General features: G+C 66.1%; 11 protein-coding genes. 6 read left to right on the plus strand and 5 right to left on the minus strand.

The window, feature by feature from the left end:
- The first annotated feature begins 196 nt into the window (after positions 1-196).
- Both V7Q53_RS11685 and V7Q53_RS11690 read left to right on the plus strand, forming a co-directional pair.
- Positions 197-517 (plus strand): hypothetical protein, encoded by a 321-nt coding sequence (locus V7Q53_RS11685; RefSeq protein WP_333828730.1) that lies wholly within the window; start codon positions 197-199, stop codon positions 515-517.
- Positions 514-2112 (plus strand): methyl-accepting chemotaxis protein, encoded by a 1599-nt coding sequence (locus V7Q53_RS11690; protein ID WP_333828731.1) that lies wholly within the window; start codon positions 514-516, stop codon positions 2110-2112. Before V7Q53_RS11685 ends, V7Q53_RS11690 begins: the two co-directional genes overlap by 4 nt.
- A 701-nt stretch (positions 2113-2813) precedes the next feature.
- On the opposite strand, the gene V7Q53_RS11695 is transcribed toward V7Q53_RS11690, so the two are convergent.
- The gene (locus tag V7Q53_RS11695; RefSeq protein ID WP_333828732.1) at positions 2814-3974 is read right to left on the minus strand and encodes an alanine racemase; all 1161 of its coding nucleotides are present in this window, start codon (positions 3972-3974) and stop codon (positions 2814-2816) included.
- Between the two features lie 2 nt (positions 3975-3976).
- Positions 3977-5281 carry a D-arabinono-1,4-lactone oxidase gene (locus tag V7Q53_RS11700; RefSeq protein ID WP_333828733.1) on the minus strand — a complete coding sequence of 435 codons (1305 nt, stop codon included), beginning with the start codon at positions 5279-5281 and terminating at the stop codon, positions 3977-3979.
- 232 nt (positions 5282-5513) lie between these two features.
- Between V7Q53_RS11700 and V7Q53_RS11705 the strand changes: the two genes are divergently transcribed.
- The 4 genes from V7Q53_RS11705 to V7Q53_RS11720 all read left to right on the plus strand — a co-directional run bounded on the left by V7Q53_RS11705 (position 5514) and on the right by V7Q53_RS11720 (position 9684).
- Positions 5514-6911: a coniferyl aldehyde dehydrogenase gene (locus V7Q53_RS11705; protein WP_333828777.1), complete on the plus strand. Its 1398-nt coding sequence runs from the start codon at positions 5514-5516 to the stop codon at positions 6909-6911.
- Between the two features lie 141 nt (positions 6912-7052).
- Positions 7053-7517, plus strand: coding sequence for a GNAT family N-acetyltransferase (locus V7Q53_RS11710; protein WP_333828734.1), 465 nt, complete (start codon positions 7053-7055; stop codon positions 7515-7517).
- Positions 7518-7634: 117 nt separating this feature from the next.
- Positions 7635-8720 (plus strand): Acg family FMN-binding oxidoreductase, encoded by a 1086-nt coding sequence (locus V7Q53_RS11715; protein ID WP_333828735.1) that lies wholly within the window; start codon positions 7635-7637, stop codon positions 8718-8720.
- A gap of 4 nt (positions 8721-8724) precedes the next feature.
- Positions 8725-9684: an alpha/beta fold hydrolase gene (locus tag V7Q53_RS11720; protein ID WP_333828736.1), complete on the plus strand. Its 960-nt coding sequence runs from the start codon at positions 8725-8727 to the stop codon at positions 9682-9684.
- Between the two features lie 27 nt (positions 9685-9711).
- Here the strand turns inward: V7Q53_RS11720 and V7Q53_RS11725 are convergent, their stop codons facing one another.
- The 3 genes from V7Q53_RS11725 to V7Q53_RS11735 form a co-directional block, all read right to left on the minus strand.
- Complete coding sequence (locus tag V7Q53_RS11725; protein ID WP_333828737.1) at positions 9712-10542, minus strand: carbohydrate ABC transporter permease; 831 nt, start codon at positions 10540-10542, stop codon at positions 9712-9714.
- Positions 10532-11464, minus strand: coding sequence for a carbohydrate ABC transporter permease (locus V7Q53_RS11730; RefSeq protein ID WP_333828738.1), 933 nt, complete (start codon positions 11462-11464; stop codon positions 10532-10534). Before V7Q53_RS11730 ends, V7Q53_RS11725 begins: the two co-directional genes overlap by 11 nt.
- A 70-nt stretch (positions 11465-11534) precedes the next feature.
- Positions 11535-12824 (minus strand): ABC transporter substrate-binding protein, encoded by a 1290-nt coding sequence (locus tag V7Q53_RS11735; RefSeq protein WP_333828739.1) that lies wholly within the window; start codon positions 12822-12824, stop codon positions 11535-11537.
- Positions 12825-12901: the final 77 nt, after the last annotated feature.

Below are 12901 nucleotides of genomic sequence, written 5' to 3' on the forward strand. Positions count from 1 at the left end.
GCCCGCAGGGTGGGGAAATCGGGGGCGGGCAGCAGGGAATCCATGATCATCCTCTCTCTCAGCCGCCTGCTTCTGACATGAAAGCGCCGCGCCATCAATCGCCGGCACTGAGAGGCGCGTAAAACGGGGCGCCTGTTTACCGAATCTTGAGACCCGGTGCGCTAGTCATGAACCAAAGCAGATGCTGCGGGGATGCATGGCCGGACAGTTGTTGATACCCTTGGCGACCGCGCTGGCGGGGCTGACCTTGCTTGCCGCGCTGACCTTGCAGCCGCAACCGGGGGCGGGCTATGGCCTGCTGTTTCCGCCCTGGGTCTCCCGCGCTGAGGCGTTCAGCCGCGCGGCAGCACTTGAGATGCCCATCACCGATATCCGGCTGGGCGGGCGCCTTATCGTTCTGGCGCCGGGGCCCGGCGTTGAGCGCGCGGGCAGCCGCCCGCCCGGTGCGCTGGTCATTCACCCCTATGTGGCGGTGCTGTGCGCCGCGCGCCTTCCGCCAGAGGAACCCCTGCCATGAACACAAGCCCAGCCCACCGCCTCAGCCTTGGCGATATCACCAGCCGGGCGCAGCGTTTCATGCTTGTCTTCCTCTGGGCCCATGCCCCGCTTGCCGCGCTGATCGCGCTTCTGGGCGGACAGGGCGGGGCGATTGTGCCGCTTGCGGTCCTTGTGCTGGCGGCGATCGCCACTGGCGATCAGTGGCGCAATCCCTCCGGGCAGAGCGTTGCGCTGACAATCGACATCGGCCTCGCCCTGAGCGTCGCGCTACTGGTCTACCAGCTTGGCGGGCATGCCTGGCAGATTGACGCGCACATGTATTTCTTCGCAGTCTTCGCCACCATCGGGGTGTTCTGCAACTGGCGTCCGCTGGTGGCGTTTGCCGGTGTGGTGGCGGTGCATCATCTGCTGCTCAACATCGTACTTCCCGCTGCCGTTTTCCCGGGTGAGGGCGATCTGGGGCGGGTGATGCTGCATGCCTCGGTGCTGATCGTGGAGGCCGTTGCGCTGATCTGGCTGACCAGCCGGCTGGCGCTGGGCTTCGCCGCCGCCGACCGCGCGGTAAGTGACGCGCAGGCTGCCCAGGCAGAGGCTGAGCGCCTGGCAGCTGAGCAGCGCGCGGCCGATGAGCGGCTCACGGCCCGCCACAAAAGCGATGTGGCCCAGCAGGCACGGATGGCGCGTGACATTACCGCGGGGCTGGAGCGCCTTGCGTCAGGCGACCTCTCGCATCCCATTGACAGCCCGGCGGACAACCCCTTCCCCGAGGATTATGAAGGCCTGCGCGCCAGTTACAACAGCGTCGTTGAACAGCTCAATGGCGTGATCGGCCGGATCGGAACGGTGGCCGAGGGTGTGCGCACGGGCTCGGATGAGATTGATCAGGCGTCACAGGATCTCTCCAGCCGCGCCGAAAGGCAGGCCGCCACGCTGGAGCAATCGGCGGCCGCGTTGCAGCAACTGACCGAAAGCGTGCGCTCCGCCGCCGCCCGCGCCAGCGAGGCCGAGGCTGAAGGACGTGAGAACCGCACGCGGGCAGAGGACGGGGCGCGCGTGGTGAAGGAGGCGATCGAGGCGATGAATGCCATTGAGCGCAGTTCGGAGCAGATCAACCGCATCATCGACGTGATCGACACCATCGCCTTCCAGACCAATCTTCTCGCTCTCAACGCCGGGGTCGAGGCGGCGCGCGCGGGCGAAGCCGGGCGGGGCTTCGCCGTCGTTGCCTCGGAGGTGCGCGGGCTGGCGCAGCGGGCGTCAGATTCCGCGCGTGAGATCCGGGTGCTGATCGCCGAAAGCAGCGAACATGTTGCAACCGGCTCCACGCTGGTGACCCGCAGCGGCAACAGCCTGGACGAAATTCTGGGGTCGGCGCGGCGGATGCAGGAACTTGTCGACAAGATTTCAACAGCGGCACGTGAACAGGCGGCGGGGCTTGCCGACATCAACACCGGCGTCTCCCAGCTTGATCAGGTCACCCAGCACAACGCCGCTGTGGCCGAGGAAACCACCGCGGCGGCGGCGGCGCTCAAGCAACGGGCGGGCGCATTGGTGGCCGAACTGCAGCAATTCACAACGGGGCGTCAGACGTCCCGGCGCTGGGCGGCCGAATGAGTGCTGCCATCTGCATGCCCCGAGACCGGCGTGAACCTGCAATGCCGGTACGGCCTTCCGGTTCTGTCCATCCTTCCGCGCGACCCTGCAGAATCTGGCGCGTCGGCGTTCGGTCCTCTCCCGGTCGGCCTCCTGCATTCGGCTTTCCGGCTCTGCGGCCGCCGGCTCTTTCCCGCGCAGCCCTCAAGCGTTCGCGGCCACGGCTTTCTGCCCTTCACGATCCGCTGCGTCCGGTTGCTTCCTCCCCGGCGTTTCGCTTCCCCACCCTGCCCGCTTGCCCCTTCCCGGCCTTGTCGACGAGGCTGCCGGGCCCGGCCGGGGAAAATCACCGGCCACGCTGGCACAGCGCCACTCGACAAAGGAAACCTCGCACAGGCATGCCGCACCGCCCGTCAGGGTTTCGCGCTCCCGCGCGAAGGGCTCTTGCTGCGGCCGCCCTTTCACACACCCCTCCCTCTCAATTGCAATCGTGCATGCGCCATGCTGTTCTCACCGCGCACCCCTCCTGTGCAATCGGGCCATCATACTCCGCCGTCGCACCCCTCCCGCGCAATCGCGCCATCAAACTCACGCTGTCGCTCCTTTCCCGGCAATCGCGCTGTCGTACTCCCGCCGTCGCACCCCTCCGTTGCACGTCTGCCGTCACCCGCCTTTACTCGCACCGGCCCGCCCGGCCCGGATGCCCCAGATACACGCGCCTCCTACAGAACCGGCCAGCGTGCGACCACCGCGCCCCCGGCGATGACGACCAGATCCCCGAACTGCTGCAGGACCGCCTCACTCTGGGTTGGCCGGAAGAACACCATATCATCGGGCCGCAGCATGCTTTGCGCTGGCAGGGCCATCAACTGCTGATTGGACGACAGCCCCCAAAGCCCGTTTTCCCGCATCGCCGCCGGGTGCACCGGGTGTGCCATCCACTTGCCCCCGTACAGAAAACATCCCTGCCGCGGGAAGAGGCCCAGGAACTGCAGCAGCCGGGTCACGGGCAGCGGCCCCGGCAAACGCGTTTCCAGCACTTTCAGAACCGGGGTCGCGATGAAGGCGGCAGGTTGCAGGGCGGCCAGCGCAGGCACATCAAAATCCAGCGGCTTGACGAAGGCCGAACCCAGCGCAACCTCGCTCGCCACCCCCGGATCGCGGTAGCCCAGCGCCGTCTTGCTGCCGCCGGTATTGATGATCCGCCGCGCGCGTGCGGGCAAGACCGCGGCGAAGGCCTGCATCCGCGCCCTGACCTTCGCCGCCTCCGCCGTGCTGCCCCCGAAAAGCGCGGGCATCGCGGGGATATGCGCCTCATAGCCCATGATCCCCTCGACTTCGAGGCAGGGATGCTCCATCGCCCGCTGACACGCGCTGTCCAGGGCAGGCGGCGTCGGAAAGCCCCCCCGGTGCATGCCGATATCCACCTCGAACGCAACGCGCAGCACAACCCCCTGCTGGCGCGCGAAACGCGCGTATTGCTCAAGCCGCAGCTCTGTATCGATCAGGAAGACGCAGCGCCGCACCAGCCGGAGGCCTTCGACCCGCCGCCCCTGACGCCAGAGGTCTGCCAGCGCGGCAACCGGCAAAGGCTTGCCGTAGAGGATGTCAGCCTCCGGGAAGGCGCGGAGCACGGCCAGCGTGACCGGCAGATGAAAACTCATGATCCGGCTTGTGCCGAGCTTTTCCATGAGATGGGCCAGCAACGAGATGGAGGGCAAGGATTTGTCCACCAGCCGCAGCGGCAGGTCCGGGCCCAGCGCCGCCCGCACCGCCGCGATATTGCCATCCAGCCGGTCACGGTCGATCACCAGCGACGGCGTGGCAACACCCGCGGTGGCAAGCGCGGCGGCGAGTTGGTCGAAATAGGCTGCTTCCTGCATCATCAGAGCCCGAAAAGCCCGGCCATATAGCGTGAGACGAAACGGTTGTCCGGGTCCAGCGCCCGTCGAACCTCCATCGCGTCGCCAAAGCGCGGATAAAGCGCGCAAAGCTCCTGTGCGCGTAGGCTGTGCGCCTTGCCCCAGTGCGGCCGCCCGCCGAAGCGTTTGAAAACGGCCTCGGCCGCGCCAAAAAAGGCGGACGGGTCTTCACTGGCATCGTGATGCACGGCAACAGAGCAGGTCTGGCGCCGATAGAAGGGGCTCAGCCAGAAGTCATCGGCCTGAACGGTTCTGATCTCCATGGGGAAATAAACCTCCGGGAAGTGTTTTTCAGTCAGATCAATGATCTGCCGGATTGCCTTTGGCCCCTCCTCCAACGGCAGGTGGTATTCCATTTCGTTGAAGCGTGTCTGCCGGTCAGAGGCATAGACATCCCGCCACGCGCCGGCAATCTCTTCGTCGGCGACCCGGGCCATGGCGCTGCCGATCAGCGCGCGCCGGGCGCGGGGAAACCATTTCAGCCATGTCCTGAGCGCCTTCAGCGTGGTCAGCGCGTCTTCGTCCTTTTCGGTGGCGCGAGGGATCGATGGTGCATCGGTGATATCCAGCGTCTGAAGAAGGGCATGGCTGGCGAAAGGCACGATGAACAACTCAGCCGAGCGGTGCGCCGAGAGGGCGCTTTCAAAATCCGCCAGTATATCGCCAAGCGGCACGGCGATGCGGCGGCGGCGCAGGGAATAGGCGGGGATGTTCTGAAGGGTGATCGCCGTCAGCGCGCCGAACGCGCCCAGCGTGACGCCGGTGGCATGGATCATCTCCTGATCGGTGTCAGCGTGGTATTCTTGCAGGCCGCCGCGCCCGTCCACCAGCCGCATCGCGGTCAGCTGGGTATGATACGCGCCCAGTTGCATGCCCGAGCCATGGGTCGCCGTGCCCAGCGCGCCCGCCATGGTCTGCCTGTCGATATCGCCCATATTGGGCAGCGCCTGTCCGATTCCGCTGAGAAGGCGGGTCAGACTGCTAAGTGGTGTGGCGGCGCCGAAGGTCGCCTGCATCTGCGTGGCATCCTGCGCACGCAGGCCCGAAAAGGCGGCAAGGTCAAGGATTGTGCCCTGGCTGGCGACGAGCGGCGTGAAGGAATGGCCCGCGCCCATGATCCGCAGCGGCGCGGGCGCGTCGCGGATCGCCGCGCTCAGTTCCTCCTCATTTTTCGGGGCAAGCATGGCGCGGGGGCTGGCCGTCACGCTGCCGGACCAGTTCCGCCACGCCGCTTGCGCCCGGACGGGCGCCTCCGTTCCGTCGGCCATACAACCCCCTGTTGCGGTTCATCTGTTTGCAGTGATTGTGCTCACCATCGTTGTTGCGGTGCCGTTACCCGCAGCGGCCGCTGCACCAGTGTCACCCGGGACGGGCGCGCTGGCAAGGCTTTCACCAAGGGGTGTATGGCAGACGGGACAAGGCGTAGAGTGACGCGGTACAGGACCCCGTGAAACCGGGTGCCCGCCCCCGCCCAACCCCTTGGAGAGAACAGTGACAGAGATGCATCCGGATCAGACAGACGCCCTGTTCGCGCGTCATCGCGCGGCGTTCGAGGCAGAGCGCTTTGCCACGGCAGAGGTCAGGCGCGCACGGCTGGCCAGGATCGAGGCGCTGCTCAGGGCCAATCAGGCGGCCTTCTGCGAGGCGATCAGCGCCGATTTCGGCAACCGCCCGCATCAGGAAACCGAATTGCTGGAAATCGCGCCCCTGCTCGACGCGCTGCGCCACACCCGCGCCCGGCTTGCCCGCTGGATGAAGCCCGAGCGCCGCTCAAGCGCGCTGGAGTTTCTGCAGATCAGGAACCGTGTTGAGTATCAGCCCCTTGGCGTGGTGGGGATCATGGCGCCCTGGAACTACCCGCTTTACCTGTGTTTCGCCCCGTTGATTGACGTGCTGGCGGCGGGCAACCGGGCGATGCTCAAACCCTCGGAACAGACGCCACGCACCTCGGCACTGATTGCGCGCACGGTGGGGGAATTCTTTGCGGAAGATGAGGTCAGCGTGGTCAATGGTGGCCCCGACGTGGCCGCGCATTTCGCGCAACTGCCTTTTGACCATCTGGTTTTCACCGGCTCCACCGGGGTGGCCCGCAAGGTGATGGCGGCGGCGGCAGCGAACCTGACGCCGCTGACGCTGGAGCTTGGCGGAAAGTCTCCGGCGATCATCGCGCCCGGCTACCCCATCGACAAGGCCGCGCAGGCCATCGCCTTTGGCAAGCTGATGAACGCCGGGCAGACCTGTATCGCGCCGGATTACGTGCTGGCCCCGCGCGCGCAGATGCGGCAGGTGGCTGAGGCCATTCTGGCCCGGGCACAGGCGTTTTACCCCGCACCGCAGGATGCCGGGGCGTTCACGAGCGTCCTTGGCGCGCAGGCCCATGCGCGGCTGGTCGGGGCGCTGGAGGAATGCCGCCAGCGTGGCGCCGAAATCCTGACCCATGATGCCGTTCTGCCCGGCGCTGGCATGCGGATGGCCCCCAGCATCGTGCTGGACCCGCCGCCGGATTGCCTGCTGATGCGGGAAGAGATTTTTGGCCCCGTGCTGCCGGTTGTCCCCTATGACCGGCTGGGCGATGCGCTGGCGCTTGTGAATGCAGGTCCCCGGCCACTTGCGCTTTACGCCTTCAGCAATGAGCGGGCGGTGATCAATGAGATTCTGGCGCAGACGCATTCGGGCAATGTGACGGTGAACGGCACGCTGCTGCATGTCGCGCAGCATGATCTGCCGTTCGGCGGTGTCGGCCCCAGCGGGATGGGGGCCTATCACGGGCGTGACGGGTTCCGGCGCTTTTCGCATGCGCGCGGCGTTGCGCAGGTGCGGCTTTTTGATCCGTCGCGCCTTATCGCGCCGCCCTATGGCAGGCTGAGCGGTTGGCTGAAGCGCGTGATGATGCGTTAAGCGCGCAGAGGGCCGTGGCGGTATCCGGCCCGGCCCGCGACCGCGCCCCAAAAGTCGCCTTGTCATCGCCCGGGCGGCTGAATATGCAGCATGCGTACCCGGTTAGACAAACCCGCCTGCCCCAGACCCAAGAGCCGTTCCATGCCTGACACCCTGCACCTGCGCCCCTATACCCCCGACGATCTGGCGGCCTGCCTGCAGATATGGCGCGACGCATCGGAAGCCGGGCATCCGTTTCTGAGCGCCGCTGACCTTGACGCCGATGCGGCCATGGTGCGCGATATCTATATCCCCGCGGCCGAGATGACGTTGGCCTGCGACGGGGCGCGCGTGGTGGGGTTCGTGGCACTGCTGGGCCAGTTCATCGGCGGCCTGTTCGTGGATCCCGTTCACCACAGGCGCGGCATCGGGCGGCGGCTTTTGCAGGCGGCGGCTGAACGCCACGGCCCGTTGACGGTTGAGGTTTATGCGGCAAACACCCGCGCCATGGCGTTCTATGAAAACCTCGGTTTCCATGAGACATCGCGGCGCGCGACCGATGATCAGAGCCGCCCGCTGCCGGTGATCTGGATGGAACAGCCCGGCGCAACACCGCAAAGCGCCTGAACGGCCAGCGCTGCCCCGCCTCTGCCCCCTCTGGCACAGCCCGGATTGATCGAGATCAGTGAGTCGCGCGGCGCGGCGCCTATACTCCGTCCATCTTGTCCGCCCGGAGTATGACCCATGCCAACCCGCCGCACCGTTCTGCTGACCGGAGGCGCCACCCTGCTTGCCGCCGGAGGAGGGTATATGCTGACCCGAGGCCCTGATCATGACGCCGCCACCGCCGCCCTTCGCACCCCCCGCGACCCGGCCCATTTCATCGGGCTGGTGCATTACGCCACGCTGGCCGAAAACAGCCACAACGCGCAGGCCTGGCGCTTTCGTGAAACCGACGGGGGCGTGGCGATCCTGCCGGATCTGAGCCGCGCCCTGCCCGCCGCCGACGGTGACCACCATCACCTCTATGCCTCGCTCGGCTGCGCGGCGGAAAACCTGATGCTGGCGGCAGGTTCCTCCGGGCGTGCTGCGGCGTTTGACTTTGTGGCAGAAGGCGACGGGCAGGTGGCGATCGCCCTTGCAGCCGGGGGCAGGCCTGACCCCTTGTTCGACGCGGTTCCGGCGCGGCAATGCAGCCGCTCAGATTATGACGGGCGCGCGGTGCCTGCCGCGGATCTGGCCGCGCTGGAGGCCGCCGCCCGGGTCGAAGGGGCCGAGGTGATGCTGATCACCGACCCTGCGATGATCGCGCAGGTTCTGGACCTGATCCTCACCGCCAATACCGCGCAGGTCTCGGACCCGGCCTTTACCGCCGAGCTGAAATCATGGCTGCGCTTCAACGCCCGCGCGGCCATCGCGACGGGCGACGGGCTTTATTCGGCCGCCAGCGGCAGCCCCGCCCTGCCTGACGCGCTGGGGCGGTTCATGTTTGACCGTTTCTTTACCGTTTCAGCCGAGAATGCCCGCTATGCCCGGCAGGTGCGGTCGTCGGCGGGGCTGGCCGTCATCCATTCCGACCATGACACCCCCGCGCATTGGGTGCAGGCCGGGCGGGCCTGCCAACGGTTTGCCCTTCAGGCGACAGCGCTGGGTATAAGGCATGCGCATCTGAACCAGCCGGTTGAGCGAACGGAGACACGCCCGCAACTGCAAACGCTTCTGGGGCTGGGTCACCGGCGGCCTGATCTGGTGCTGCGCTTCGGCTACGGGCCCGGGATGCCACGCTCGCTGCGCAGGCCGGTCGCCGCCGTGATCGACGCGCGGGTGTAGCGCCATGCGCCGCGCGGGCATCATGGTGCTGGTGCTGGCGCTTCTTTCCGCGCTGGCGCTCTGGCTTTGGTATCAGCGCGACATGCGGGCGGTAAATGCCCGGCTGATGACCGCCGCCAGCGTGGTTGAGACCGCGCAGGGGCCGCTTGCCTATGCCATGGGCGGAGAGGGTGCGCCGGTTCTGGCGATCCATGGCGCGGGCGGCGGGTATGATCAGGGCCGCCTGCTGGCCGAGGCCTTTCTTCCCGCAAGCTACCGCTGGATCGCGCCGTCGCGCTTTGGCTATCGGGGTTCACCCCTGCCCTCTGACGCCTCGACCGCCGCGCAGGCCGATGCTTTCGCCGGTCTGCTGGATGCACTGGGGATTGAGCGCATCACGCTTCTGGCGATGTCCGGCGGGGTGCCCCCGGCGCTGCAATTTGCCACCCGCCACCCGGAGCGCGCGCAGGCGCTGATCCTGTTGTCGATGGCCCCCTATGCGCCGCTGACGGCTGAGGAACAGGCGCTTCCCGTGCCGCTCTGGCTGTATGATGCGCTCTTTGCCACGGATTTCCCGCTTTGGGCGCTGCTGCGCCTTTCGCCGCGCAGCCTTGCCCCGCTTTTCGATGCGCGCCGCGCGCTTCAGGCGCAGATGACCGGGGCTGAGGCCGCCTTTCTGGATGCGATGATCGCGGCCTTTCTGCCGGTGACGCAGCGCCGTGACGGGTTGAACAACGAGGGGGCTGCCATTGCCCCCGACGGTATTGTCGCACCCGAAGAGATCAGGGTTCCGGTGCTGATCATCCATGCCGAGGATGACCTTATTGCGCCGTTCTCCACCGCCCGTTTCACCGCCGGGCAGATCAGCACGGCGGAGGTGCTGACCTTCACGACCGGCGGGCATCTGTTGCTGGGCCATCATGATACGGTGCGCAGCCGGATCGCGGCGTTTCTGGGAACGGCAGTGCCCCCGCTGGCGGAGTGAGCTGCCGTTCCCGCGCCCTGCCCCGCCTCAGCGCATCCCGGCCTTGACGAAGCTGTCGATCACCTGCCGCTGAAGCGCGATATAGATCGCCAGCACCGGCAGACAGGCCAGCGACGAGATCGCCATCAGTGGCCCCCACTGGTTGCCCTCTTCGGTCAGGAACATCTGGATGCCGATCTGAATGACGGTGGACTTCTCGGACCGGGTCAGCAGGAGGGGCCAGAAATAGTCATTCCATGTCGAGATGAAGAGCAGGATCGACAGTGCCGCCAGCGGCGCGCGCAGATTGGGCACCACCACCCGCCACAGGACGCGCCAGTGGCTGGCCCCGTCCATCTCGGCGGCCTCGATCACCTCGGTCGGAAATGACCGCATGGATTGCACCAGCAGCAGGATCGCAAAGGCCGAAACCACATTGGGCAGCAGGAGCGCCAGAATGTTATCGACCAGCCCCATGCGCGACACGAGGATATAGTTGGGGATCATCACCACCTGAAACGGCACCAGCCATGTCAGCGCGATCAGCGCAAGGATCAGCTTATCCAGCGGGAAGCGCCAGCGCACAAAGGCCCATGCAGCCAGAATAGCGGTCAGCATCTGCGCCAGCGTGGTGACCGTGGCATAGATGGCGGTGTTGCGCAGCATCGGCCAGACGGCGATGGCGTTCATCGCATAGGTGTAGTTGTCAAGCGTGGGTGAGCCGGGCCACGGCAGGCTGCTGTAGATGTCATTCTCTGGCCTGAGTGAAGTTACAAACATCCACCAGACCGGAAAGATCGAGATGATGGCAAGCGGGATCATCACCGCATGGGGCACCCAGGGGCGCGGGCCGCTTTGAAGCGAGATATCAGTTGTCATGGAAGGTCACCCGGTTCATGAGCCACAGAAGGCTGACGGCGACAGCGCCAAAGCCCGCAAACAAGAGTATCCCCGCCGCCGAAGCCCAGCCTGCGGCAAGGCTGCCAAAGCCGAACTGCCAGAGCAGGTAATAAATGTTGTTGGAACTGCCCAGCGGCCCGCCCTGCGTGAGGACGTGGATGTAGGTAAAGCTCCATTGCGCGCCCAGCAGCATGGTGAGCAGCACCAACAGAAAGATCACCGGCGACAGCAGCGGCAGGCGGATGCGCCGTGTGACCTGCCACTCGGTCGCGCCGTCCATGCGCGCGGCCTCGATCAGGGCGGGGTTGATATTGGCAAGGCTGGCCGAGACGATCAGCGTGGAAAAGCCGATCAGCTTCCAGCCGGTGATCCAGATGATCGTCCAGATCGCCAGATCAGGGCTTTGCAAAAAGCGCACCGGCGCAAAGCCAAGCCCCTGAATGGCCATGTTGATCAGCCCGAAACCCGGGTCCAGCAGCCAGCGCCAGACGGCGGCTGCGGCGACAGGCGCGATGATCAGCGGCACAAAGATCAGCCCGCGATAGAGGTTGCGCCAGCGCGGTGCCAGATCCTGCGTCAGGATCGCGGCGGCCACCGGCAGCGCCACGGTCAGCGGCAACAGCCCCACCAGATACAGAGCCGTGTTGCGCAAAGCCTGGCTCATTTCCGGCAGCTCGATCAGGCGCTCATAGTTCAGCGTGCCCACATTGCGGATCGGCGCGAAGGGCAGCATGTTCCATTCATGGAAGCTGAGCCAGAGCGCGTAGCCCAGCGGCGCATAGATCCACACAAAGAGGGCCACCAGCGCGGGCGCAAGGTAAAGCCATGGCGCGAGCGGCTGGCGCAGGAGCGTGGTCACAAACCCGTCTCTTCGTGGTGTCGACACTGTCATGTCGGACATCTGCTTCCCCTTGGTCTTGTGTATCGGTTGTGCGGGCGGGCCGGCGATGCTGCTGGCCCGCCCGTATCGCTCAGGCAGGCATCAGGGCCTGAGCGCGGCGCTGTGCGTCGCCCATGATCCCGGCGATATCGTCCGAGGGGCCAAAGACCGCGCGTTCGGCTGCGTTCATCATGGTCTGCACGATCTGGCTGTAGTTCGGCCCGGCATGTGGCATTGCGGGTTCCAGCCGCTCAAGCTGGGCGAGGTTCGGCAGAATCAGCGGGTTCTCGCGGATCCATGGGGCCAGAAATTCCTCGCTGCTGATCGCATTGGGGCGCAGCGGCAGATAGCCGATTTCCGAGGTGATGACGGTATAGGCCCAGTCCGAGGTCAGGAAGCGCATCAGATCCCATGCGGCGCGCTGGCGCTCTGGGTCCCGCGTCATCAGAACCAGCGCCGAGCCCGAGTTGGTGGGCCGCACCGGGCGGTCGCCGAAGGACGGCATGGTTGTGGCGCGCAGTTCCCAGTTGTCGGTTGCGCCGCGCAGCAGAGTGTTCTGAACCGCGCTGGTCTGCAGATACATTCCGCCATTGCCCGCTGCCATCGCCTCGATCGCGGCGAAATCAAAGGCCGCTTCAAAGGCGCCCGTTTGCGCGATGGCACGCAGGGTTTCCAGTGCCTCAAGGGCTTCGGGTTCGGCGAACATCAGGGTGCGCCGGTCCTCGGACAGAACGCGCCCGCCAGCGGAGCGGATCACGCCCTGAAACAGCCAGTCACCTGCCGTATTGCCAAAGATGCCGGTCAGAAGGCCCGGCTTGCCGGTCGCCTGATGGATGGCAATGGCGGCCGCGTGCACCTCTTCCCAGTTGGTGGGCGGGCTGTCAGGGTCAAGGCCTGCGGCGCGGAACAGATCGGCGTTGTAGAACAGCACCGGCGTGGAAAAGACATAGGCGAGGCCATAGGTCTTGCCGTCAAGCTGGCCCAGACGCACGCCATTGGCCACCATGCCGGACAGATGCGCATCCAGCTCTTCCTGCGGCACCGCGTCTTCCAGCGCAACCGCGCCCAGATAGTCGCGCGCATAGGCCAGCCCGGAAAAGGCAAACTGCGCCACATCGGGGCCGATGCCCGCCACCATGTCGGCCTGAATGCGCCCCATCAGCTCAGACACCGCAACTGGCACCCCCTCGACGGTGGTTTCCGGATGGGCCTCGGCGAAGGCATCCAGCATCTTGCGGGTGGCATCGGCGCCGATCCCTGCGGATGCCAGATTGTAGTTATAGAAGCGCAGCGGATCCTGACCGTTCGTCTGGGCAAAAAGCGTACTGGTCAGTGCGGTGGAGGCGAGGGCGCTCACAAGGAAGGTGCGACGATCGAGCATGGAGAGGTCTCCGGATGAAAGGCTGGAAAAGCCGGTAAGGGCGAAAAAGCGGCAGGCACCGTTGCGGGTGCCTGCGC

Origin of the sequence: Pararhodobacter sp. (genome assembly GCF_036802785.1) — a bacterium.
GTDB lineage: Bacteria > Pseudomonadota > Alphaproteobacteria > Rhodobacterales > Rhodobacteraceae > Pararhodobacter.